This window comes from Mucilaginibacter sp. P19 (assembly GCF_050632265.1).
In the GTDB taxonomy this organism is placed as follows: Bacteria; Bacteroidota; Bacteroidia; order Sphingobacteriales; family Sphingobacteriaceae; genus Mucilaginibacter; species Mucilaginibacter gossypii.
This window is the reverse complement of record NZ_CP192586.1, coordinates 1025649-1050402: the sequence shown is the minus strand read 5'-3', so window position 1 is coordinate 1050402 and position 24754 is coordinate 1025649. Positions and strand designations below refer to the sequence as shown.

The window sequence follows — 24754 nt, the reverse complement described above, 5'->3', positions numbered from 1 at the left end:
TTTGTATTTTATAAATATAGGACCATGACTTGCTTCACATTTTCAAGTCTGCACTTTTGCTGTAAGTTAAATCAAAAATTTAAATCAACGCAACTAATTTCATTAATTTTTCGTTAAAACCCCCGATAATTGTAGTATTTATTTCTAAATAATGGTTCATTAGCATAAGCACTGTATCCATTTTTTTATAAATTTACCACTTAATATAACTGTAAAAATATGAAAATACTTTTTACTAAAACTGCTCTGGGATTGTTGGCTTTAGGTGCCGTGATGAGTAGCTGCAGTAAACGTGAGCAATCGCAAAAAACGGGTATAACTTATAACGATAAAAACAACGGCGGTTATGAGCGTTTCAGGCAAAGCCATCCATCTCCGGGCCCCGGACTGGTGCCTATTGAGGGTGGTACTTTTGTTATGGGAGGCAGTGCCGACCAGGACATAACTTACGATTATAATAATGTACGCCGCAGGGTTACCGTACCCTCTTTTTACATGGACGAGAACCGAAGTATCAAATCAGGATTGGCTTGATTACCTGCATTGGATAAACATTACTTTCCCGCAGGATCGCGAGTTATATTACAATGCGGTGCCTGATACATTGGTTTGGCGCCATCCCTTATCTTATAATGAGCCATATGTAGATAACTACCTGCGTCACCCTGCTTTTCAGGATTATCCTGTTGTAGGCGTAACCTGGGACCAGGCACAGGATTATTGCTCATGGCGCACCGACCGTACCAACGAAAATATTTTACGCGAAACCGGAAAAATGGTAGCGTGGAAAGATATGGGCAAAAAAGGTGGTGGCGGTGACGCCGGCATTGCAGCAAACGGACAACCTTTTAATACTGATATTTACCTGAACGGCCAGATGACCGGGGCAGGCATTGATGGCAAAAAAATGATGCCTAACCTGAGCCCTAATGCCCAGGCAGGTACAGGTAAGGGCGGCAAAGCCGTTAGGCCTGTACGTATGGAAGACGGGATCCTTAAGCAAGCGTATCGCCTACCATCAGAAGCCGAATGGGAATATGCAGCATTGGCCCTTGCGGGAAACACCCAGTTTGAAAACATCGATGATGGCAAAATATATACATGGAACGGTATGGGTGTACGTTCGGCAAAAAAGAAAACACGCGGCCTAATCATGGCAAACTTTAAACGCGGCAACGGTGACAATGCCGGTGTTGGCGGTTACCTGAACGATAAGGCAGACATTACCGCCCCTGTACGTTCATATGCACCTAATGATTTTGGCTTATATAACATGGCGGGTAATGTTAACGAATGGGTTGCTGATACTTACCGCCAAACATCATTTGAGGAGTTTGAAGATTTTAACCCTTTCCGCGGTAATGAGTTTTCAAACAAACGCCTTGCAGATCCAAGCAAAGGACTTTATGCAAAAGATAAATACGGCAAGCCAATTAAAGATCCGGCACATGCTAATAAGAAGCTAAAATACAGCGAACTTTTAGCTTTACAGCAACAAAATACCGTCGCGCAAAGCGCCAATCCAAACGCGCCGGTTGCAACTACTCCTCAAACAGGTTCATTGCCGGCTGATTCATTGCTACCTAAAAACTCGGGTAAAGCTTACAATCCGGATGCGAGGGGCGAAAAAGACGAAGTTAATAAAGCTCTTTACGGTGCAACCACGCTGGTTAACGACCATTCTAAAGTATACAAAGGTGGATCATGGAACGATATGGCGTTTTGGCTAAATCCAGCTACCCGTCGTTTTATGGATCAGGACGAGGCGAGTGCAGAGGTTGGTTTCCGCTGTGCAATGACCTTGGTTGGCGCTCCTGAAATTAACCCTAATGGCAAACCACATTACCCGGTTAAAAAAGCTAAGCCGTTTAAAACACGATAATTTTTATAACAGATATTTGAAACAAATAAGGCCTTTCAGTAATGAGAGGCCTTATTTGTTTAACCAAAATGCATTATCACCAATCAGTATAGATCTTGCTCAACAATGGGCTATCCGTCAATCGGCTCAACCCATTGACTTCGCCAGGCCGGGGCTTCGAAGGGATCCGCGAAATACTGTGTTTCACGTATTACCTTGTCCTCACGAAATTCCATAATGCTTACCGTGTAAGCCAGCTGCTCCTGATAGTTAATAGTATATCCCGTGACCCAGGTATCACCTTTTCCCAGCATCCTCCTGACACGGAACCCGATGGCTTACCCGGATGATGCCCGCGCAAGGCCTGTAAATTAATGCGCCCAAAAATCCGCTCGCCCGACTGGGGATAATCACAGATCACATCATCATGGTAGATTTCATGCTCTGCGTGTATCTCCCCGGCTGCCGATGCCTGCCAGTGAGCATTCAGGGCGACAGGTATTTGTTGTTCTGTCCATGGTATTGGATTTTGGATATCTCGATTAACAAAAAATCCCGATGATTGATAGTCACCGGGATATAAATATCTAAAAGAATACAATTGTTATTGATACCCTTCGTTTTGTGTTAAGTTGGGGTTAGCATCACGCTCACGTTTTGGGATCGGGAAGACCAGTTTTGGCGAGTTCCACTCAAAAGTATCTGCCACATTTCCGTCTTCATCTGTAGTAACTGTACTCCCTTTGTAGCGTTTTAAATCAAACAACCTGAAACCTTCAAAAGGGAGTTCCACACGGCGTTCATTCTCTACTGCATCACGTAACGCCTGCTTACCGCTTGCAACAGTTGTATTGGCTAATCCGGCCCGGTTCCTTACAACATTCAAATCAGATTTAGCACCTGTAAAATCGGGGGTAGTTTTTTGCGACCTGGCTTCTGATCTGATCAAATACATTTCGGCAAGCCTCATCACAATCACGTTGCCAAATTTATTGTTAAATTTAGCGGTGTAATTATCCCCATCATTATAAAACTCATCAGCCCTTGCGTCCCCCGGTTCATATCGGGCGAAGTGCTGGTCGTTGATTACGGTTTCACCCCTGCCTGCAAAATCAGCACTTGCAAATACCTCGTTTAATGCATTGAAACCTGATTGAGGTGATATCTGGATAGCAAACACATCTTCGCTTGAGTTGAATACGCGTGTCGCCTGTTCATAATTTTGGAACTCGTCCTTAAAAACAGGTACCAAAGAGTATAAACCTGAACTTATTACCTTAGTAGCTTCCTGTTCGGCAAGTTCAAATTTTTCCTGTGTGAGATATATCCGCGCGAGCACCGCTGAAGCATCGGGTGAGTTAGCGAATGATGTTTTATACGTATCCAGTTTTGCTTCGGCGTCTGTAAGATCTTTTATGGCTTGTGCATAAACTTCAGCAACTGTGTTGCGTGAAGGCTTCTGAATACCAGGGATTGAAGTTGTTGGAGTTAATATTATTGGTACAGCCGGATTTGAAGCCGGCGTCCCATCATTCCATGCTTTAGCAAACACCCTTGCCAAATCAAAATAGATCATCCCCCGCAAAAACTTCGCTTCACCCTCCACTCTGTCCTTATTGGCAGCATCAACCAGATTTAAGTTGGTCAAAACGTTGTTGCACACGTTAATAGCATTATACCCGCTATCCCAAACACCTTCAACAAAAATATTATTAACGGTTATCGCTTTATTTGCCAGTTCGGTATATTCTGAAAAAGTTCCGAAATATGAAAAGTCGCCATCGTCAGCTAAAAAGTCGGTGGTTGATTGAAACCGGCCTCCATATAGGCCCCTTAAGCCGGCGGCCGTATAAGCACCAACAAGTACGCCCTGAACATCTTTTGAAGTTTTAATTGCAAGGTCCTGCTCAACAGAATCCTGGGGTTTTATATCCAGTTGCTTTTGGCAGCCGGAACTATATAGCATTGCTAATGTACTCAATGCTATAATTGTATATTTAGTTTTTTTCATTGTTCTTCAGCTTAAATTAAAATCCCACGTTTATACCAAAAGTTATAGTTTTAGCCTGAGGTGCTGCATAAAAATCATACCCTTGGGTAATATTTCCCGAAAATGCATCCGAATTCAGCTCCGGGTCCCAGCCTTTGTATTTTGTCCAGGTGGCCAGGTTAGTAGCTTGAGCGTAAACTCTTAAGCTCGATAATTTAATCTTGCTTATCCAAGCTTTCGGGAAGTTATACCCTAACACAACATTTTTCAAACGCACATATGAACCGTCGTCCAGGAACCTTGAGCTCGGATTAACACCATTTCCACCAAACAAACGAGCTTGGGGTACATTGGTAATTTGTCCGGGCTTAGTCCAGGCCTGCAGCTGATCACGGGTTTGGTTATCAAAACCATTATTAAAACCAACTGACATGTACTGGCCACCGCCGTTATAAATTTGGTTCCCATTAACTGATTGTATCAGAAAACTAAAATCTATACCCATGTAACTGATACTGTTATTTAAGCCTGCGATATATTTAGGATTCGGATTACCAACTACAACAGGAACCGCCTGGTTATAATCATTAGTTTTGGTACGGTCTCGTTTACCGTTGCCTAAATCGGCATTTTTGTAATATAAGGCATCACCATTTGCAGGATCAGCACCGGCAAACTCCGGCGCTACAAATATGCCCAAAGGCTGACCCTCCATAGCGCGGTTAACAGCATCACCACTACCGGTTATTATCTGTCCTTTAAGGTCTGTAATTTTATTGCGGTTGAATGAGATATTAAAGCTTGTATTCCAGGTTACTTTACCCACAAGATTTTTTGAATCTATTTGGATTTCTAACCCCTTGTTCTGCAATTTGCCAAGGTTTTGTGTAATGGTAGTAAATCCGGAAGTTGCCGGTACCTGTACATTCAACAGCAGATCTTTTGTTTTCTTCAGATAAACATCAAACTGCCCTGCTAAACGACCTCCGAGGAAAGCTATATCCAAACCTATATCCGTTTGAGCAGTAGTTTCCCACTTTAAATCGGGGTTTGGTAATTGTGTAGGCCTTGCACCGGCAACACCAGCGTAGCCAAACTCTGTATACAGCCCCCGTGCAGGGAAATTGCCTATTTCGGAATTACCTGTTAAACCATAGCTACCCCTTAATTTTAAATCGGATATCAGCCTCTGCTTTTTCATGAAACCTTCTTCAGAAACTATCCACCCAACAGAACCTGCAGGAAAGAAACCATATCGGTGATCAGCGCCAAACCTCGAAGATCCGTCGATACGACCACTTACTGATAACAGGTACCTATCATGGTATTTATAATTAGCCCTTGCAAAATAAGATAGCAATGAATAAGCTGTTGAAGAAGACAAAGCGCTGGTGATACTTGCCGAACTGGTTAATTTCTTGTAAGCATCACTTGGAAATTGTTCACCATTTAACGAATTCAGATCGTTTTGCTGTCTTTGGTAAGTCATACCGCCAACCGCGTCAATAGTGCTCTTTCCAAAATCTTTTAAGAAATGCAAAAAGTTATTGGTATTGAAATTAATAGAAGTTATGGATGAGTTAAAGCCTACTCCATTATTAGTACCTGAATTACGCGCTGTCAAGCTACCTGAATAATTATCCTCAGTTGAATTTAAAATATCAACTCCAACTTCACTCCTGAAAGTCAAAGACGGTAATATTTTAATCTCTCCAAAAACATTACCGAGATTTCTGTAGTCAGTAGTAATGAAATAGCTATTCTCGGAATTTAACAGCGGATTAAAATATACCGGAAAATTACTATTAGGTAATCCCGTAGCCGGGTCAAGTTGACCACTTAATAAACCGGTACGCGGATCAATTACTGGCGTTATAGGCGACAAGGCTACGATTTGCTCAGGAGTAGAAAAAGCATTGTCATTATCCAAACGATGGTTTTGCGTACGCGAAACACTCAAATTAGCCCCAATTGTCAACCAGTTGTTAGCCTGGTTCTCGATATTTGTACGTAGGCTGTATTGATTGATCTGGTTTTTCAGTATCCAGCCTTTTTGATCATTATACGTGCCAGATATGTAAAACTTTGTTTTTTCAGTTCCTCCCGAAAACACGAGGTTATAGTTTTGAACGGGAGCATGTTGGGTAATCTGATCCTGCCAATTGGTATTTACACTTGTATTTGCATAATCTGTATTTCCTGCTGCATACCTGATTAAGCGGGTCTTCGCATAACTTTCCAAACCACCCGCAACAGCAGCTGATTGAACAAGATTTAGATATTCTTTTGAGTTTAAAAATTCACGCTCACGGGTCGGCTTACTAAAACCATAATATTGGTTATAAGTAATTTTTGTTGAACCTGCTTTACCCTTTTTTGTGGTAACCAAAACAACACCGTTTGATGCTCTGGAACCATATATAGCTGCAGCAGAAGCATCTTTTAAGATATCAATAGACTCAATATCATTTTGGTTCAAATCCACAAGTGGATTGGTGGATGCTCCGTTACTTGAAAAATCATCTACGGTGATCGGTAACCCATCAACAACGTATAATGGCTGGCTGCCCGCTGATACAGAAGATGCACCACGTACCCTGACTTGGATGCCCTGCCCTAATTTACCATTTTGGGCCTGGATATACACACCAGGGCTCCGGCCTTGTATAGCCGATTCAAGGCTTGGTACAGGAATATTCTCTATATCGCCGCCCTTAATTTTTGAAACAGAGCCTGTTAACGAACGCTTGCTTTGTGTACCATATCCTACAACTACAACTTCGTTAAGCACTTTTGAATCGGTGGTTAACTGCACATTTACGTTGGCTCCATTTATTGAAACTTCATGAGGGAGGTATCCCAAAAAGTTAAAAGCCAAAACTTTGGCGGTAGCAGGTACACTTAATTTGTAACTTCCATTAATGTCGGTTTGGGTGCCCACTCCTGTTACGCCTTTTACGGTTACGCTTACTCCCGGTAAGGGCGAGCCGTCTTTCTGGTCGGTTACTTTACCTGTAATAACCCGGTTTTGAGCAAAAACCATAGCCATACAAGAAAACAGTAACATGACTGTTAGTAGATGTTTCTTCATAAAAGTTAATATTGTTAATTAAGAAAGTAAGTTCGTAAAAAAAATGTGCAGAAACAACAAAAGCCTTAAAATTACGTTCAGTTCATTGCAAAAATGTTATTATCGCATATTTAAGCGATAACACTTAGTTAAAACGACATTAAGATTTGCCCTTTTTCAACTTTATCTCCTGATTTTATTAATATCTTTTCTACAACAACATCGGCCGGCGATTTAATAATATTTTCCATTTTCATGGCTTCAAGCACAAAGAGATTATCACCTTTTTTTACGATATCTCCTTTATTTACAAATACTTTTAAAACCAAACCTGGCATGGGGGCTTTTATTTCACTAATCCTGGCACTGTTTAAATCACTAAATCCAAGCTTATCAAGTAATATATCAAACTGATCTTTAGCGGTAATATGATAAATATGATTATTAACCTTTACTTCAGCAGTTTTTTCGTCACCGTTAAAATTAACTATCTCGACATTGTATGAGCGGTTGCTTTCAATAACATGATAGATTCCCGGCCTTAACTGTTTAATATCGGCTTCACTTTTAAACCCGTTAATAAGTAAGCCTGCAGCAACGGTTCTTTCAGCTTCAATACTGTAGCGTTCATTAATACTCAATTTATACATAGGATTTGGATTTGAGGATAAGCGGTTTATTTATTATTTGTTTAGGGGATTGGTATAAAGCTAAACATATTATATATAAGCTGAAAGCAAAATGCAAAAAGCTTATTATTATTCAATTGCTTTATATAAAACCTTTAATAAATCCCGTATAATTTCACTTGCAATACAGCAACGAGTAAATTAAACCCTAAACTGATAGTGCTAAAAAGAATCACCGTATGAAAGCTTCAGGTAAGAGCAGCTACTATTGAGTAAAAATATACTGAATTAAATTTGCGCCCATTTTAAGAGCTTTTTGGCGGGCTTCCTGGGTATCGCCGGCATAGGTACCATAATCCTCCCAGCCATTGCCTAAATCGCACTCATAGGTATAAAAGCAAACCAGTCTGCCCTTGTATATCAAACCAAAACCCTGGGCGCGCTTGCCGTCATGTTCATGAATTTTGGGCAGGCCGTTCGGGAAGGCATATTTTTGATGGTAAATGGGGTGATTTACCGGCAACTCAACAAAATCGAGCTCAGGAAACACCTTTTTCATTTGCGGCCGAATATATTGGTCGAGCCCGTAATTATCATCGATATGCAAAAAGCCGCCGCCGGTGAGGTATTTACGCAGGTTACGGGCTTCCTGATCGGAAAAGATCACGTTACCATGCCCTGTCATAAAAGTGAAAGGATAATTAAATAAAGAAGCACTGCCTACTTCAACCACCTCATCATCATCATCAAAATTGGTTTTGAGGTTTTCGTTACAGAATTTGATCAGGTTAGGTAACGCTGTACGGTCGCCATACCAATCACCGCCACCGCTGTATTTGAGGCGTGCAATTTTATAGGCAGGGGCATTAAAGCTGCTCATTGCTATAGCTGCAAATAAAACAACCAATGCTAACCTTATTTTTTTCATCACCTGTTTAAAAAATTCACCTCAAAGCAAGCCTCCAGCGCAGCCGTTTCCGTACGCAGGCGACTTGTACCTAAAGATATCGGTTTAAAATCGTTTTGTAAAGCCTTATCAATCTCAGCCGGAGCAAAATCCCCTTCCGGGCCTATCAATATTAAATAACGCCCCTGCGGGGTTATTCTCGTCTTTCAGATTAAATTTCTCTCCGGGCTCGCAATGAGCAATAAATTTTTGCCCCTTAAAAGGTTTATCAAGTAGTTGATTTAGCGTTACAGGCTCATTTAATATGGGGTGATAGGCCTTAAGGGATTGCTTGATAGCCGCCGTAATAATTTTATTTAAACGCTCTGTTTTGGCTTCCTTACGTTCCGACCGCTGGGTGATAATTAATGACACCTCATCAATACCTATTTCTGTAGCTTTCTCTAAAAACCACTCCAGGCGTTCGATATTTTTTGTTGGTGCTACCGCAAGATGCAGGTAATGGTTACGTTTTTCAAACTCGGTGTTTACCGATGTTATTTTTAGAATGGTACGCTTAGGGTGTGCATCATGGATCTGAGCTGTATATAAGCCTCCTCTTCCGTCAATCAATTGTACCTCGCTGCCTGTTTCAAGGCGCAGTACACGTATGGCGTGTTTGCTTTCCTCTTCGCTCAGAAAATATTGGGGATGCGAGGCATCAATATCAGGTGTATAAAAAAGTTGCATTATGAATAAGCAGATTAATGTAAATCTACTGCATCTTCTTCATTTATCAGTAATTCGAGTTTAACTGATTCTATATTCTGGTCAGATTTTTTCAACACGGTGATATTGTACCCGTTGGATTCTTTTTGCTCACCAACATCGGGGATCTTTCCGAAGATATCACCAAGCCAGCCCGATACGGTATCAAAGTCGCCATCTTCAGGTAAATCATGCGGTAAATGCTCATTTACATCATAAATAGATGCAAGTGCATTTACTATAAACTCACGTTCGTTTACCTTTTCAACAATTGGCTTTTCTTCATCATACTCATCCTGGATCTCTCCCACCAGTTCTTCAACAATATCTTCCAATGTAACCATGCCTGCCGTGCCGCCAAACTCGTCAAGTACAATAGCTATCTGGATACGCTTTTGCTGCAATTCGGCCATCAGATCGTTGATCTTTTTGGTTTCGGGGATGAAATACGGTTTGCGGATAATATCTTTCAGTACGATCTCTTCATTACGGGCCAGTAGTGGCAAAATATCTTTGGCGTGTACAATACCGATGATCTTATCTATCACATCGTCATAAACCGGCATCCGCGAATAACCTTCGTTGATGATCATATCCAGCAGCTCTTCTTTGGTTGAAGCGATATCGACTCCCGAGATTTTGGTACGCGGTACCATGATGTTTTTTACCACACGCTCGTTAAAATCAAACACGTTCTGGATCAGTTCGTGCTCATTTGAGTCAAGTGCGCCGGTCTCTTTACCTTGCTCCAACAAGTATTGCAGTTCTTCCGAACTATGATGGGTTTCACTGCCTTCAACGGTGCTTATACCCAATAATTTCAGAATGAAATTTGCAAAATTATTAAGTACCCATATAAATGGCCTGAAAACTACAAAGAAGAACCTGAGTGGCAATGAAACAGCCATCACTGTACGTACCGATTTTTGGATAGCTAACGATTTAGGCGCAAGCTCACCAAAAACAATGTGCATGATGGTAATAACGCTAAAAGCCAGGATATGACTGGCCGTGATATAACCGGGAGAAAGGGTTATGCCGACGCTCAGGAAAGCGCGGATAACGATGTTAGTGGCAACCTCCTCACCTACAACACCGAGCGCCAGCGAAGCAATGGTAATACCCAGCTGTGTGGCAGCCAGGTAACCATCTAAATTATGCAATATGCCCCGGGCAACTTTGGCTACGCCACTGCCGCCTTTGGCCCTAATTTCAATTTGCGAACCCCGAACCCTTACCATGGCAAACTCCGCGGCTACAAAAAAGCCATTGAGTAAAACCAAAAACATGGTAGCGAAAATGTAAAATAAACTAATCTCGTAATGTGCGGGGTCCATTTATTTATGATTGATACACAGGGAACGTAGACTTGTACAGCTCCAAACTCTCGGTTATCACTTTATGCGCATAACGTACACCTAACAAATGTTCGATGGTTACGTTTTTGCCTTCCAATTTTTTGTAGTCTTTAAAAAAGCGAACAATTTCGGTCATGGCATGTGGAGGCAATTCGTTTAAGTCGTTAATATAATTTACCGACATGTCATTTTTAGCCACTGCAATGATCTTATCATCCTGCTCACCATTATCAACCATGTGCATTACACCTACTACCTTAGCCTCAATGATAGACATAGGGAAAACGTCAATTGAGCAAAGTACAAGGATATCCAAAGGATCTTTATCATCGCAATAGGTTTGAGGGATAAAGCCGTAGTTAGCCGGGTACATTACAGATGAAAATAATACACGATCGAGCTTCAGTAAGCCTGACTCTTTATCAATTTCATATTTCGCTTTTGATCCTTTTGGAATTTCAATAATAGCGTTTACTATTTCAGGGATATTATCACCTGGTGAAACCTGGTGCCATGGATGCAGAGTACTCATTTATCTTTATTATATAGTATATAAAATTATTAACTAATCTATTTTTTCGTTTTTTTCACGAAGTTTCTTTTTAACATAAGCAATAACCAGCGGAATTGTTGTAATTACAATCAGTCCCAGTACAATGTATTGCAGATAATCCTTCAGTTGAGGGAACCTTCGCCCTAAAAAAACCGCCCAGCGTAAATACACATACCCAGGCTACGCTGCCAATAAGGTTATAAACTGAAAATCTTTTTACATCAACCTTAACAACACCTGCAAATATAGGAGCAAATGTTCTAACAATAGGGAAAAATCTCCCTAAAATAAGCGCCATCCCTCCATGTTTGTTGTAAAACTCACTGGCCAGTACTACGTAGCGCCGCTTAAAAAATAGTGAGTCGTTTTTATTGAATAATACCGGCCCCGTTCGGTAACCAAACCAATAGCCTGTAAAATTGCCTAATACTCCGGCGCCTATCAATGACAATACCAGCGTAGTTATAGAAACATCAACTTTACCAGCGGCACACAATAAACCAGCCATAAACAGCAGGTAATCGCCGGGCAGAAAGAAACCAAAGAATAAACCGGTTTCAGCAAAAACAACAATAAGCAAGAGATAAAAACCACCCCTGCTTATTATGGATTGTGCGTCAGTTAAATTTTGAAGGTATTCCCAGAAACTTTCCATTCACTATATCTGTAAAACTACAAATATTATATCAATTTGCAGTTATCAATACCGATTATATGAAACGGGCTATAAGATCGGGATAAACACCAATAAGGATTGTGGCGAGAGCTGAAAGCGCGAATACTACTTTATAATAAACCGGCACAGTAAGCTCTGCGCGTCTCGTCGGTACGGAAGTACATGGCGATGATGACCCTGAAATAGTAAAAGATACTAATGATAGCGTTAATCACAGCTATAATAACTAAACCGATATGATAACGGCTTACCGCTCCCGAAAACATGAAGAATTTACCGATGAAGCCCGCAGTAAGCGGAATCCCCGCCAATGAAAGCATGGCTACAGTTAACACAAAGGCAAGGAACGGGTTCTTCTTACCCAAACCATTAAAGCTTTCAAAGTTATCACTTCCACCTTGTTGCTGTACTAATATTAAACCGCCAAACGCAATGATTGAAGCTATCGAGTATGCTGTCGCATATACAAATACCGAATTACCTGAGGCAGCGCCTAATGACACGATTGCAAATAATAGGTAGCCGGCGTGAGAGATACTTGAAAATGCAAGCATCCTCTTAAAGCTTTGCTGATACAACGCGGTGATATTGCCTATAAATAAGGTAATGATAGTAATTACAAGTATTATTGGTGTCCAGAAGTCAGATAATGGCTGGAAACAGGCAGAGAACAAACGCAGGAAGGCTGCGAATCCCGCTGTTTTAACTACTGTAGACATGAAAGCCGTGATCAGCGTAGGCGCACCTTCGTATACATCCGGTGTCCAGAAATGAAAGGGGGCTGCACCTACTTTAAAACATAAACCTACAATGATCAGGGCTATGCCTGTATAAAACATAGGGTCGATATGTGGATGGTTAATTACATACTCCCTGATAGTATCGATATTGAATGAACCCGACGATCCGTACAACAGCGCCATACCAAACAGCAGGAAACCGGTTGAAAAAGCACCCATCAAAAAGTATTTCAAAGCTGCTTCATTTGAAGCGAAATCGCTCTTTTTAATACCCGCCAGGATGTATAAGCTCACCGACATGATCTCGATGCCGATAAACAGCATCACAAGGTTATTAAACGATACCATTACGATTATGCCTGTCAGTGAAAACAGGATAATAGCATAATATTCCGCCGTGTGCCTGCTGATACGCTCAAAGTAACCTTTTGACAGCAACAGGATCAGGATAGTAGATATAATGGTAACGCTTGAAAATACAACCGAGAAATTATTGAACAACAGCATGCCGGTATAAAGCGGCTCAGCTGTATCTTTTGAAGTCCATTGGCAAATTGCAAAACCCAAAGCAGCCAGCAATCCTATAACAGTAACGGGCAGCAAAGCCTTTTGCGCTTTATATAACCCTAAATACAGCAGCACTATAGGTAAAACAGATATGATGATTATAGTATTCATTCTTTTCTTTAAAATCTTAAACCTACATTGTAAACTTTGAACCTATCTGATTTACCAGTTGCGTTACCGCAGCTTCAGAGATATGCAGAATAGGCTGAGGATAAATTCCCAATACAATAACCAGGGCACAAATGATGCACAACGTCAACTTTTCAGTACCGCTAACATCAGCAAAAGTCGCTGTAAGCGGGTTGGTTTCGCCCTGCATTACGTTTTTATAAAGGCGTAACATGTAAACCGCACCAAAAATGATGGTAAGGCCCGCAACGGCAGCCAGTACCAGGTTTACATAGTGCAGTACGCTAAAATCAAATACACCTTTCAGCAACAGGAACTCGCCGATAAAACCATTGGTAAGCGGTAATCCCACTGTACCTAATAATATGATCAGGAAACCTATTGCAAATTTAGGGGCTACCTTCGCGATACCGCCAAGCTGATCTATCTCACGGGTGTTCAGCCTGCGGCTGATGATGTCCCAGATAAAGAACATACCAACAACGTTAATACCGTGGTTAAGCATCTGAATCATGGCGCCCTGAACACCGGCAATATTCCAGGCAAAAATACCCGCAGCAATCAAGCCAACGTGTGCTATTGATGAATAAGCCACCAAACGTTTTCCGTCTTTTTGTTTAAAGGCGATAATAGAAGCATAAACTACACCTATAACCCCAAGGATCATGGCCAACGCCTGGAAATGATAAAAGCCAAGCGGGGCATTAGGGATCATCCAGCGGATAGCACCGTAAATACCCATTTTAAGCATGATACCTGATAACATCATGGTACCGCCAGATGGAGCTTCGGTATAAGTATCAGGCTGCCAGGTATGGAAAGGGAACAAAGGCATCTTGATGGCAAAGGCCAGAAAAAATGCCCAGAAGATCCAGCTCTGATGTTTAACATCCAAAGTCATTTTATAAAAATTGTGGATGTCGAAAGTTTTGTCTGGAGATTGGAGGTACAGGTAGATAATGCCTACCAGCATGAACAACGAACCGGCAAAGGTGTAGATGAAAAATTTAATGGTAATACGGATGCGGTTTTCACCTCCCCAAAGGGCACAAATGAAGTAGATCGGGATCAATGCCGCTTCCCATCCAACGTAAAACAAAAATCCGTCGAGGGCGGTAAATACAACCAGCATACCAGCCTGCATAAACAGGATGAGACCATAAAAGGCACCTTCATTTTTGTATTGATGCTGATAGGTTGTTAAAATAATTAATGGTACAAGCACCGTGGTTAACAAAACCAGGATCATACTGATCCCGTCGATACCGGCACTGAAGTAAATTCCAAAACTGCTGATCCATGGCACATCAATTACAAACTGGGTTGATGCATCCGGAACAAACTTGCTTAAAAATATAAGCGCTATTACCAGTTGGGCAACAGAGAAAAATAATGCAGCATGTTTAGCTATCCCGTTTTTAAGTAGGGCAGTTATAACAGCGGCAACTATTGGCAAAAAAAGTAATATACTAACGGTCATTTTTATGTTGCTAAACGCTTATCGTTTATATTTTAGTTAATCCAAATACGCTATATACTAATACCGCGATAATTCCCAGTACCATTACAAATATGTAGAACCCTACGTTACCGGTTTGCAGCAGGCGCAGGCCTTTACTGGTTTCAATTGTTCCTCTGCCAATCCCGTTCACCAAACCATCGATACCTAAACGCTCTATGATGTTATAGAAGAAGGTTGAAAGCCAGTCGAGTGGTTTGCGAACAATCAGGTCATAAAGTTCATCAAGGTAAAACTTGTGGTATGACAGACTTGTAAGTGCCGGGCGCTCTTCAGTATCAGCAACAGGTACACTGCCATTTTTAGCATATTTCATATAGGCATAAGCCATAGCAGCTAAAGCCAATGCTACCGAAGTGCCCATTAACGCGTATTCAAGTGATTCGGACAAATGATGCTCGCCCAAAATTTCGTTTGATTTATGGAAAACAGGCTCAAGGAAATGTGCCAGTTCATGATGTCCGTGTAATACTTCCGGCACACCTATAAAGCCTCCTAAAATTGAAAGGATAGCTAATACGATAAGCGGAATAGTCATTGTTGGAGGCGATTCATGTAAATGATGCTCCTGCTCATGAGTACCACGGAACTTTCCGTAAAATGTAAGGTACATCATCCTGAACATATAGAATGAAGTTAACATAGCGGTTAATACACCTACGGCCCAAAATATAGGGCTATGCGCGTAAGCATGTGCTAATATTTCATCTTTTGAAAAGAAGCCTGCCAACGGAGGAATACCGGCAATAGCTACAGTACCAATCATCATGGTGGTAAATGTAGTTTTAATCTTGCCTTTTAAGCCGCCCATTTTGCGCATATCCTGTTCGCCGCTCATAGCGTGGATCACAGAGCCTGCACCAAGGAATAATAAAGCCTTAAAGAAAGCATGTGTTAACACGTGGAAGAAAGCACCTGTATAAGCACCAACCCCCAAACCTAAAAACATATACCCTAATTGAGATACAGTTGAATAAGCCAATACCTTTTTAATATCTGTTTGCGTTAATGCAATAAGAGCCGCGATAAGCGCCGTGGCCAAACCTACATAAGCAATGATCTCCATTGTATCCGGAGATAAAGTGTAGAATATGTTTGAGCGGGCAATCATATAGATACCGGCTGTAACCATGGTAGCAGCGTGGATCAAAGCCGAAACCGGAGTTGGGCCGGCCATCGCATCAGGCAACCAGGTAAATAACGGCAACTGCGCAGATTTACCGCAGGCACCAATGAATAGTAAAATGGTAATGATAAACAGTGGACCAGCGCCTGATTTCATAACAGCTGCCTTCGGGAAGATCTCTGCAAACTGGATGCTACCGAAAACATAAATAATGGTGAAGATGCCTAATAAGAAACCAAGGTCACCGATACGGTTCATTACAAACGCTTTCTTCGCTGCATCTGCATAATCAGGGTTGGTAAACCAGAAACCGATCAGCAGGTATGAGCACAAGCCTACGCCCTCCCATCCAATAAACATGATGAGGTAGTTTGAACCTAAAACCAGCAGCAGCATGAAAAAAACGAACAGGTTGAGATAAGCGAAAAATTTCCCGAAACCTTCGTCGTCATGCATGTAGCCAATAGAATACAGGTGGATCAGGAAGCCAACACCTGTAATGATCAGCAGCATGATAGCGCTTAACTGATCTATAAGGAATGCGAAAGGAAATTTTAATGACCCAACCGCAAACCAGGTAAAGTAGTTGACATTAATAGGAACTCCGGTTGATTTTACCTGGAAAAAAGCTGCAATGCTTAAACCAAATGATACCAGTACAAGCAAACTGCCAATAAAGCCAATTACACTTTTTGATAATGAATTACGGCCAAGTCCGTTTATAACAAAACCGGCTGACGGTAGTATTGGAATAAGCCAGATATATTTATCCATGTTCGATGTTGTACGTTTTACGCGTTACGTTATACGTTTTTAATTATCTAATCGCTATTGCGGGAAAGAGGCAACAACGTTTGTTTTATTACTAATCAGCTATTACAATTCCGAAATTGAAACTCCGAAATCGGAAATACCTGTTACCATTTCAACCTGTTTAGTACGTTGATATCAATTGAGTTTGTATTACGATAGATCATCACGATAATAGCCAAACCAACTGCAACTTCAGCAGCGGCCAGCGCCATGATAAAAAACACGAATACCTGCCCGGTTGCATCACCCCTGTATACCGAAAACGCGGTAAGCAAAAGGTTAACCGAATTAAGCATCAACTCAACCGACATGAAGATCACGATGGCATTACGGCGGATCAATACGCCCATTACGCCTATAGCAAAAATGATTGTGCTTAACAATATGTAATGATTAAGCGGCACGGCGTGCATAGTATTTGTTAAACTTTCCATTATGCTGCTTTAGGTTCTTTTTCTTTAGTAGCCAATAATACCGCACCTACCATAGCTGATAAAAGCAATACAGATGATATTTCAAATGGCAATAAAAATTCGTTGAACAATACTTTACCTAAGTTTTTTACAAGGCCCAGATCAGGGTTTTGTAACAATACCGGGTTTGATGCGCCCATCAGTTTAAGTGAAGATGCAACAGCTACAGCCAAGATGCCGCCGCCAAAAACACCAGCTATTTTAACCATGAAAGGCTTTACAGGCTCCGACTCCTTGTTAAGGTTGATGAGCATCAGCGTATACAGGAACAATACCAATATAGCGCCCATGTACACGATGAAGTTTACAATCGCCAAAAATTGAGCGTTAAGCAAAATGTAGTGAATGGTGAAAGTAAAAAAGGTAAGGATCAGATAAAGGATACTATGTACCGGATTTTTGGCCGAGATTACCAATATCGAAAAGAATATGGACAAAAATGCGATGAAGTAAAATGTACTCATGTTTTTATTTACAAAATACCTTTACCCTTTTAGGCAGGGCAAAGGTATAAAACTTCTTTATTGATTTAAGGGTGCTTCTACTAATTTGTCTTTACCGTAAATAAAATCCTTCCTTAAGTAGTCGGCAGGTACGATATCACCGTCAAGATAAATAGCTTCCTTAGGGCAGGCCTCTTCACATAAACCGCAAAAAATGCAGCGCAGCATGTTGATTTCATAAACAGCAGCGTATTTCTCTTCGCGGTACAGGTGCTCCTCGCCTTTCTGGCGTTCGGCAGCTGTCATGGTAATAGCTTCTGCCGGGCACGATAATGCGCAAAGGCCGCAGGCTGTACAACGCTCCCTGCCATCCTCATCGCGTTTAAGCGAGTGCATGCCGCGGAAATTCTCTGAAAATTCACGCTTTTCTTCAGGATAGCTGATGGTTACCGGCTTTTTGAAAAAGTGTTTCATTGTAGTGGATAAACCGCCCACAATGGCCGGCAGGTAAGCACGCTCTAAAAAATTGAGTGGCTTAACTTCCAGTACTTTTCGTTTATTGCTTAATGATTCCATTTTTTAAAAACTCCAATCTATTTAAGTAATGTACTAATCACGCCTGTCAGCACGATGTTGGTGATGGCCAATGGAATTAATATTTTCCAGCCAAGGTCCATCAACTGGTCATAACGGAAACGCGGGATAGTCCAACGCACCCACATGAAAAAGAAGATAGAGAAGAATATCTTACCAAATAATACAACAACGCCAATAAGCGGTGCAATGGTTGGTCCGGCCTGAGCCGCAACCCAATCCATACCAGGGTAATTGTAACCACCCCAGTACAGGGTAGCCATTACTGCCGATGAAATGAACATGTTGATATACTCGGCAAACAGGTAAAAACCTAATTTCATTGATGAGTATTCGGTGTGATAGCCACCTACAAGCTCGGTTTCGCACTCAGGTAAGTCAAACGGTGAGCGGTTGGTTTCGGCAAAAGCACACACCAGGAACAGCAGGAAGCCAAGTGGCTGTCTCCAAACATTCCAGGCAAAACCATGTTGTTGCTCCGCGATTTCCTTAAGACTTAAAGTACCGGTAAGCATCAGCAATGCGATGATGGATAAACCCATCGAAATTTCATAGCTGATATTTTGTGATGCCGCGCGGATAGCGCCTAATAATGAGTATTTATTATTGGAAGCCCAGCCGCCAATCATAATACCATAAACGCCCAATGATACCACACCAAAAATGTAGAGTACACCTACGTTAATATCGGTAACCTGGAGATCAAAAGTGCGACCGCCAATTTGGATAGCCGATCCCCATGGAATAACAGCCGAACCGATGCAAGCAGTTAAAATAGCCAGTGAAGGGCCCACAATGAACAGGAAGCCGGTTGCATTGGTAGGGATGATCTCTTCTTTCAAAAACATCTTGCCACCATCGGCAAGGGGTTGTAAAATACCCCAGGGGCCGGCACGGTTAGGGCCTATCCTATCCTGGAAAAATGCAGCAACTTTACGTTCGGCATAGGTTGAATACATAGCCACAACCAGGCTGATAGCGAAAATCACAACGATCAGTACGATCCTGAATATTAAATCGGTAGTTTCCATTATAAGCGGGTCTCCCTTTCAAATTGTTCTTTATTAGCTTCCATCAGTACCGGGTTGGTTTTAACAACCGGCAGCGGTGTAAACTCGTAATGGTTAGCGCTGATCACAGAGTGGTGAGATACTTTACGTGGGCCTTCAATAACCCAATCGGCAGTTTTCTTTTTATCGAATCGGCAGGTATTGCAGATAAATTCCTCAACTTCACCATAAACATCTTTACGGCCAGTTACCCTGATCACATCTTCGCCTTTATACCAAAGTGTTACTTTACCGCAGCATTTATCGCAATCGCGGTGTGCTTCAACAGGCTTGGTAAACCAAACACGGTTTTTAAAGCGGAAAGTTTTATCAGTTAAAGCACCTACCGGGCATACGTCAATCATGTTACCCGAAAAATCGTTATCAACAGCTTTGCTGATATATGTGGAAATTTCAGAATGATCGCCCCTGTTCAGGATGCCATGTAAACGGGTATTGGTAATTTGATCGGCAGTAAACACACAACGGTAGCAAAGGATGCAGCGGGTCATGTGCAGCTGAATTTTGTCACCTATGTCGATCTTTTCAAATGTACGGCGGTCAAATTCATAGCGCGTTTTAGCTGCCCCATGCTCAAAGCCCAGATCCTGCAAGTGGCATTCGCCGGCCTGGTCGCAAACAGGGCAATCAAGCGGGTGATTGATCAGCAGCATTTCTACCACGCCTTTACGGGCTTCAATAACTTCTGGCGAAGTAATATTTTGTACCTCCATCCCATCCATAACACCAGTGCGGCATGAAGCCACCAGCTTAGGCATAGGGCGCGGATCTTTTTCTGATCCTTTGGTAACTTTAACCAAACAGGTACGGCATTTACCACCGCTGCCCTGCAGTTTAGAGTAATAGCACATAGCAGGCGGAACAATATCACCTCCTATCTGCCTTGCGGCGTTCAGGATGCTTGTTCCGGGTTCTACGTCAACGGTTATTCCGTCTATTGTTACTTTCATTGACATTTAATAATAACGTCGTTTGTTAATTTCTAAAATTCTTCGCCTCTAAATCAATTTTAAAAGCTAAACCACTATGTCATTGCGAGGCACGAAGCAATCTCGTAGCTATTCTTTTCATGCGACGAGATTGCCACGCTCCGCTCACAATGACATATAGTTATATATTTACGCCGTCTCTGCAACTTTCAGCGGATCAGCGTAATGTGCCAAACCGTAGTTTCTTGAAGTTGCTTCGCTCGCGTTAGTTACGTGCCATTCAAACTCATCCCTGAAATGGCGAATAGCACTGGCCACAGGCCATGCTGCCGCGTCACCCAGCGGACAAATGGTATTTCCCTCTATTTTCTTAGATACATCTACCAGCAAGTCCATGTCGCTCATTTTGCCATGGCCATATTCCAAGCGATGTAATACTTTCTCCATCCAGCCAGTACCCTCACGGCAAGGCGAACATTGTCCGCAACTCTCGTGGTGATAAAAACGGGCGAAATTCCAGGTATTACGTACAATACAGGCATCTTCATCATAAGCGATGAAACCACCCGAACCCAACATGGTACCGCTTACGAAACCACCATCTGATAATGATTCATAGCTCATCAAGCGGGCTTCATTATTGATAGTTTTCAGGATGAGGTTAGCCGGTAAAATTGGTACTGATGAACCACCGGCAACAACAGCTTTCAGGCGTTTGCCATTGGCGATACCACCGCAATACTCATCAGAATAAATAAATTCTTCAACAGGTACACCGAGTTCAATTTCATAAACCCCAGGTTTTTTCAGGTTACCACCTGCAGAGATCAATTTGGTACCTGTACTACGACCGATACCTATTTTAGCATATTCGTCGCCACCCTCATTAATGATAGGTACAACCGCCGCTATAGATTCAACATTGTTCACCACTGTAGGGCAACCATATAAACCGGCAATAGCCGGAAACGGTGGTTTAATACGAGGGTTACCGCGTTTACCTTCCAATGATTCCAATAAAGCAGTTTCTTCACCGCAGATATAAGCACCACCGCCTGGCTGAACGTAAAGCTCAAGATCGTAACCGGTACCTAATATATTTTTACCTAAAAAGCCTTTTGCTTTTGCTTCAGCGATAGCCTTTTCCAGGATCCTTACCTGTGGCATCATTTCGCCGCGCAGGTAGATGTATGATGTATTAGCACCAAGCGCAAAACTTGATACAATCATGCCCTCAATCAGCAAGTGAGGGATATAAGTCATCAGGTAGCGGTCTTTAAAAGTACCAGGTTCCGATTCGTCACCATTACAAACCAGGTAGCGCGCAACGCCTTCGGGCTTAGCCAAAAAGCTCCATTTCATGCCGGTAGGGAAACCCGCACCGCCACGACCGCGTAAGCCCGATTTTTTAACCTCCTCAACAATCGCCTCAGGCGACATGGTTTTCAATGCTTTCTCCACAGAAGCATAGCCGCCTTTTGAACGGTAAACATCAAAAGTATTGATGCCGGGTACGTTTATATGTTCTAAAAGTAGTTTCCGTCCCATAATTTAATTCTTAGCTTTCGCTTTTAAATCACTGATCAATTTATCTACCGACTCGTTGGTCAGGTTTTCATAAAAAGTATACTCAGGGCCAATTTGCAATACAGGGCCAAAACCACAGGCAGCAAGGCACTCCACCCCTCTCCAGCTAAATAAGCCGTCGGGAGTAACTTCACCTTCTTTTACACCAAGGGTTTCCTCTATATGATCCATGATCTTTTCGGCACCTACCAGGCAGCAACCGCTTGTGCGGCAAACTTCCAGCACATACTTGCCCTGCGGGCGTAAAAAGTACATGGTATAAAATGTAGCAACCTCGTATACCTCAATAGGCAGGATGCTTAAATATTCGGCAACCTTATCCATCGCGGGCGCGCTTACCCAGCCAAATTCGGCCTGTACCAGGTGAAGGATCGGCAGTAAGCCCGATTTTTGCTTCCCCTGCGGATAACGGCTAACTATTTCATCAAATTTGCTGATCAGTGCCGGCGAAAATTCAACCGGTTCCTGAGCTTCGTCAACTCTAAGCATCTAACTCTCCGGCTATAACGTTTAAACTACTCATGTTAATAATAGCATCTGATAATAACATACCGCGGCTCATTGGTGCATACATCTGGTAATTGATGAAGCTTGGCCTGCGGAAATGTAAACGGTACGGTGAGCGGCCACCATCATTAACCAGGTAAAAGCCCAGCTCGCCGTTAGCACCCTCAACCGAATGATAAACTTCGGTTTTGGGGGTTGGAATTTCGCCCATCACAATTTTAAAGTGATAGATCAAAGCTTCCATGTTATTATATACTTCCTCTTTTGGAGGCAGGTAAAATTCAGGTACATCAGCGTGGAAAATATCGCTTGGTTCTTTATCAAGTTTGGCTAAAGCCTGTTCAATGATCCTTAAGCTTTGCCACATTTCTTCGTTGCGAACCAAAAAACGGCTGTAAACATCACCATTGTCGCCTACCGGCACTTCAAATTCAAAGTCTTCGTATGATGAATATGGGTTCATAGCCCTTACGTCGTAATCAACACCGGCAGCACGTAAAAGCGGCCCGGTCCAGCTGTAGCTCAAAGCGGTTTCAGCGCTAACAGCAGCTACGTCCCTGGTACGGTCAACAAAGATCCTGTTACGGTTAAACAGGCTTTCAAACTCTTTAAGGGTTTTAGGGAAGTTCTTTAAAAATGCGCGCAGCTTATCGAATGCACGGCTGTTGAAGTTACGCTCAAAACCACCGATACGGCCAATGTTGGTTGTAAGGCGCGATCCGCACACTTCTTCATATATTTCATAAATAGCCTCACGGTGCTCCATCATGTACAGGAAGCCTGTAAACGCGCCGGTATCCACACCCAATACACCGTTACAAATGATATGATCGGCTATACGGGCAAGCTCCATCACAATTACGCGCAAGTAATCAACGCGCTTTGGAGTTTGGATATTTAACAACTTTTCAACTGTCATATGCCAGCCCATGTTATTGATGGGTGATGAGCAATAGTTTAAACGGTCGGTAAGCGGGGTTATCTGGTAAAAAGGCCTGTGCTCGGCAATTTTTTCAAATGCGCGGTGTATATAACCAATGGTTGATACACCGCTAACGATGCGTTCGCCATCAAGCTGAAGCACATTTTGAAACACCCCGTGGGTAGCAGGGTGAGTTGGCCCCAGGTTAAGGGTTGATAGCTCGCTTTGCGGATCGTTATCTGTATATACAGGATGATTTTGCATCAGTATTATTAATTAGAGTCAGGAATTTTTAGCGTCAAGAATCAAGAAATAAAGAGTCAAGACGGGAAACTTCTCCCCCTTTCTTACTTTCCTATTTCTTGTTTCTTATGTCTCAATTTCTTGTTTCTATCTATGTATTATCTTCCGAAATAGAAATCCTTCTTGTCAACACGGTTAGGATCTTCCAGCGGAAACTCCTTACGCATTGGGAAAGCGGTCATATCATCTACGTTCAAAATCCTGCGCAAATCCGGGTGACCGTCAAATAGTACACCAAAAAGGTCATAAGTTTCGCGTTCCATCCAGTTTGCACCATCCCAAAGCACCGTAGCAGTTGGGATATGCACATCAGCATCGGCCAAAAATACCTTGATCCTAATGCGGGTATTGGTAGTGAGGCTATGCAGGTGATAAATAACGCCTATCGGCTTTTCCTGTTCAGGGTAATGGATACCTGTAATATCTGTCAGAAAAATGAACCTAAGAGCCGGATCCGTTTTCAGGAATGTAAGCAGATCAATGATTGTTTCGCGACCTGTTTCAACAGTAAGCAATTCATATGGTTCGCCAATAACTGTTACTGAAGTATCAAATTTATCGGCTATAGCTTTAATAAGCTGTTCGTTAGGTATCTTAGCCATTATTGGATTCCGTATTTAGCTAACAATTCCTGGTATTTAGGCTCATTTCTGCGGCGCAGGGATTCCGTTTTTACCAGCTCCTGAATATTCATAAAACCATCTATAATAGCCTCTGGCCTCGGCGGGCAACCCGGCACGTAAACATCTACCGGGATCACCTCGTCAATACCCTGTAAAACCGAGTAAGTATCAAATATACCACCGCTTGAAGCGCACGCGCCAACAGCCATTACCCAACGCGGTTCGGCCATTTGCAGGTATACCTGGCGCAGTACAGGAGCCATTTTCTTGGCTATAGTACCCATAACCATTAACAAATCGGCCTGTCGTGGTGAAAAACTCAAACGCTCGGCACCAAAACGTGAAAGATCATAGTGAGATGCCATGGTGGCCATAAACTCAATACCGCAACACGAAGTAGCAAATGGTAAAGGCCATAATGAATTTGAGCGCGCTATGCCTATTACTTTATCAAGCGAGGTAGCAAAAAACCCGGCGCCTTCAACTCCGGCAGGGGCATCAACTAATTGAATATCACTCATTGAACTAAATTGATAGAAAAACCATCACCACTAAATGTGGATAATAGCAGCAAATTTACAATAATAACGATGTAAAAAGTACACTACGGGTATAGAG

At 42.3% G+C, this 24754-nt stretch carries 24 protein-coding genes and 1 pseudogene; 2 read left to right on the top strand and 23 right to left on the bottom strand.

Annotated elements, in window-relative coordinates; genetic code table 11:
- Nucleotides 1-219 precede the first annotated feature (219 nt).
- Together ACQ86K_RS05070 and ACQ86K_RS05065 are read left to right on the top strand one after the other, a co-directional pair.
- The gene (locus ACQ86K_RS05070) at nucleotides 220-534 is read left to right on the top strand and encodes a hypothetical protein (protein WP_431199923.1); all 315 of its coding nucleotides are present in this window, start codon (nucleotides 220-222) and stop codon (nucleotides 532-534) included.
- On the top strand, nucleotides 461-1882 hold the full coding sequence (locus tag ACQ86K_RS05065; RefSeq protein WP_431199922.1) for an SUMF1/EgtB/PvdO family nonheme iron enzyme: 1422 nt from the start codon (nucleotides 461-463) through the stop codon (nucleotides 1880-1882). The genes ACQ86K_RS05070 and ACQ86K_RS05065 overlap by 74 nt, the downstream gene beginning before the upstream one ends.
- A gap of 220 nt (nucleotides 1883-2102) precedes the next feature.
- On the opposite strand, the gene ACQ86K_RS05060 is transcribed toward ACQ86K_RS05065, so the two are convergent.
- The 23 genes and pseudogenes from ACQ86K_RS05060 to ACQ86K_RS04950 all read right to left on the bottom strand — a co-directional run bounded on the left by ACQ86K_RS05060 (nucleotide 2103) and on the right by ACQ86K_RS04950 (nucleotide 24657).
- Nucleotides 2103-2462: a hypothetical protein gene (locus tag ACQ86K_RS05060; protein ID WP_431199921.1), complete on the bottom strand. Its 360-nt coding sequence runs from the start codon at nucleotides 2460-2462 to the stop codon at nucleotides 2103-2105.
- 3 nt (nucleotides 2463-2465) lie between these two features.
- Entirely contained in the window at nucleotides 2466-3872 is a 1407-nt protein-coding gene (locus ACQ86K_RS05055) for a RagB/SusD family nutrient uptake outer membrane protein (RefSeq protein ID WP_091175817.1), read from the bottom strand.
- A 16-nt stretch (nucleotides 3873-3888) separates the two neighbouring features.
- Entirely contained in the window at nucleotides 3889-6918 is a 3030-nt protein-coding gene (locus ACQ86K_RS05050; protein ID WP_223266284.1) for a SusC/RagA family TonB-linked outer membrane protein, read from the bottom strand.
- 152 nt (nucleotides 6919-7070) lie between these two features.
- On the bottom strand, nucleotides 7071-7571 hold the full coding sequence (locus ACQ86K_RS05045) for a biotin/lipoyl-containing protein (RefSeq protein WP_091175814.1): 501 nt from the start codon (nucleotides 7569-7571) through the stop codon (nucleotides 7071-7073).
- A gap of 244 nt (nucleotides 7572-7815) precedes the next feature.
- Nucleotides 7816-8478 (bottom strand): DUF4159 domain-containing protein, encoded by a 663-nt coding sequence (locus tag ACQ86K_RS05040; protein WP_176844586.1) that lies wholly within the window; start codon nucleotides 8476-8478, stop codon nucleotides 7816-7818.
- Nucleotides 8478-8627 (bottom strand): 16S rRNA (uracil(1498)-N(3))-methyltransferase, encoded by a 150-nt coding sequence (locus ACQ86K_RS05035; RefSeq protein WP_431199920.1) that lies wholly within the window; start codon nucleotides 8625-8627, stop codon nucleotides 8478-8480. The genes ACQ86K_RS05040 and ACQ86K_RS05035 overlap by 1 nt, the downstream gene beginning before the upstream one ends.
- Nucleotides 8593-9186: an RsmE family RNA methyltransferase gene (locus ACQ86K_RS05030; RefSeq protein ID WP_431199919.1), complete on the bottom strand. Its 594-nt coding sequence runs from the start codon at nucleotides 9184-9186 to the stop codon at nucleotides 8593-8595. Before ACQ86K_RS05030 ends, ACQ86K_RS05035 begins: the two co-directional genes overlap by 35 nt.
- 14 nt (nucleotides 9187-9200) lie before the next feature.
- Nucleotides 9201-10541 (bottom strand): hemolysin family protein, encoded by a 1341-nt coding sequence (locus ACQ86K_RS05025; protein ID WP_091175810.1) that lies wholly within the window; start codon nucleotides 10539-10541, stop codon nucleotides 9201-9203.
- Nucleotides 10542-10545: 4 nt separating this feature from the next.
- Nucleotides 10546-11094 carry an inorganic diphosphatase gene (locus tag ACQ86K_RS05020; protein ID WP_091175807.1) on the bottom strand — a complete coding sequence of 183 codons (549 nt, stop codon included), beginning with the start codon at nucleotides 11092-11094 and terminating at the stop codon, nucleotides 10546-10548.
- A gap of 70 nt (nucleotides 11095-11164) precedes the next feature.
- On the bottom strand, nucleotides 11165-11770 hold the full coding sequence (locus ACQ86K_RS05015) for a DedA family protein (RefSeq protein ID WP_431199918.1): 606 nt from the start codon (nucleotides 11768-11770) through the stop codon (nucleotides 11165-11167).
- Nucleotides 11771-11825: 55 nt separating this feature from the next.
- Nucleotides 11826-13209 (bottom strand): annotated as a pseudogene (locus ACQ86K_RS05010) (NADH-quinone oxidoreductase subunit N).
- Between the two features lie 22 nt (nucleotides 13210-13231).
- Nucleotides 13232-14707, bottom strand: a complete 1476-nt coding sequence (locus ACQ86K_RS05005; protein WP_091175800.1) for a complex I subunit 4 family protein — start codon at nucleotides 14705-14707, stop codon at nucleotides 13232-13234.
- 25 nt (nucleotides 14708-14732) lie between these two features.
- Nucleotides 14733-16646 (bottom strand): NADH-quinone oxidoreductase subunit L, encoded by a 1914-nt coding sequence (gene nuoL, locus ACQ86K_RS05000; RefSeq protein ID WP_091175797.1) that lies wholly within the window; start codon nucleotides 16644-16646, stop codon nucleotides 14733-14735.
- 143 nt (nucleotides 16647-16789) lie between these two features.
- A complete protein-coding gene (gene nuoK, locus ACQ86K_RS04995) occupies nucleotides 16790-17119 on the bottom strand; it encodes an NADH-quinone oxidoreductase subunit NuoK (protein ID WP_090533902.1) in 330 nt (109 codons plus the stop codon).
- Nucleotides 17119-17622 carry an NADH-quinone oxidoreductase subunit J family protein gene (locus tag ACQ86K_RS04990; protein WP_091175794.1) on the bottom strand — a complete coding sequence of 168 codons (504 nt, stop codon included), beginning with the start codon at nucleotides 17620-17622 and terminating at the stop codon, nucleotides 17119-17121. Before ACQ86K_RS04990 ends, nuoK begins: the two co-directional genes overlap by 1 nt.
- Nucleotides 17623-17679: 57 nt before the next feature.
- Complete coding sequence (locus ACQ86K_RS04985) at nucleotides 17680-18177, bottom strand: NuoI/complex I 23 kDa subunit family protein (RefSeq protein WP_090533905.1); 498 nt, start codon at nucleotides 18175-18177, stop codon at nucleotides 17680-17682.
- Nucleotides 18178-18194: 17 nt separating this feature from the next.
- Nucleotides 18195-19226 (bottom strand): NADH-quinone oxidoreductase subunit NuoH, encoded by a 1032-nt coding sequence (gene nuoH, locus ACQ86K_RS04980; RefSeq protein ID WP_091175791.1) that lies wholly within the window; start codon nucleotides 19224-19226, stop codon nucleotides 18195-18197.
- Nucleotides 19226-20215 carry a 2Fe-2S iron-sulfur cluster-binding protein gene (locus tag ACQ86K_RS04975; RefSeq protein WP_371328329.1) on the bottom strand — a complete coding sequence of 330 codons (990 nt, stop codon included), beginning with the start codon at nucleotides 20213-20215 and terminating at the stop codon, nucleotides 19226-19228. Before ACQ86K_RS04975 ends, nuoH begins: the two co-directional genes overlap by 1 nt.
- Nucleotides 20216-20383: 168 nt before the next feature.
- Complete coding sequence (nuoF, locus tag ACQ86K_RS04970; RefSeq protein WP_091175787.1) at nucleotides 20384-21742, bottom strand: NADH-quinone oxidoreductase subunit NuoF; 1359 nt, start codon at nucleotides 21740-21742, stop codon at nucleotides 20384-20386.
- 3 nt (nucleotides 21743-21745) lie between these two features.
- The gene (gene nuoE / locus ACQ86K_RS04965; protein ID WP_090533912.1) at nucleotides 21746-22270 is read right to left on the bottom strand and encodes a complex I 24 kDa subunit family protein; all 525 of its coding nucleotides are present in this window, start codon (nucleotides 22268-22270) and stop codon (nucleotides 21746-21748) included.
- Complete coding sequence (locus ACQ86K_RS04960) at nucleotides 22263-23474, bottom strand: NADH-quinone oxidoreductase subunit D (RefSeq protein ID WP_175490103.1); 1212 nt, start codon at nucleotides 23472-23474, stop codon at nucleotides 22263-22265. Before ACQ86K_RS04960 ends, nuoE begins: the two co-directional genes overlap by 8 nt.
- A 137-nt stretch (nucleotides 23475-23611) precedes the next feature.
- The gene (locus tag ACQ86K_RS04955; RefSeq protein WP_091175783.1) at nucleotides 23612-24115 is read right to left on the bottom strand and encodes an NADH-quinone oxidoreductase subunit C; all 504 of its coding nucleotides are present in this window, start codon (nucleotides 24113-24115) and stop codon (nucleotides 23612-23614) included.
- Nucleotides 24115-24657 (bottom strand): NADH-quinone oxidoreductase subunit B, encoded by a 543-nt coding sequence (locus tag ACQ86K_RS04950; RefSeq protein ID WP_091175781.1) that lies wholly within the window; start codon nucleotides 24655-24657, stop codon nucleotides 24115-24117. The genes ACQ86K_RS04955 and ACQ86K_RS04950 overlap by 1 nt, the downstream gene beginning before the upstream one ends.
- Between the last annotated feature and the right edge of the window lie 97 nt (nucleotides 24658-24754).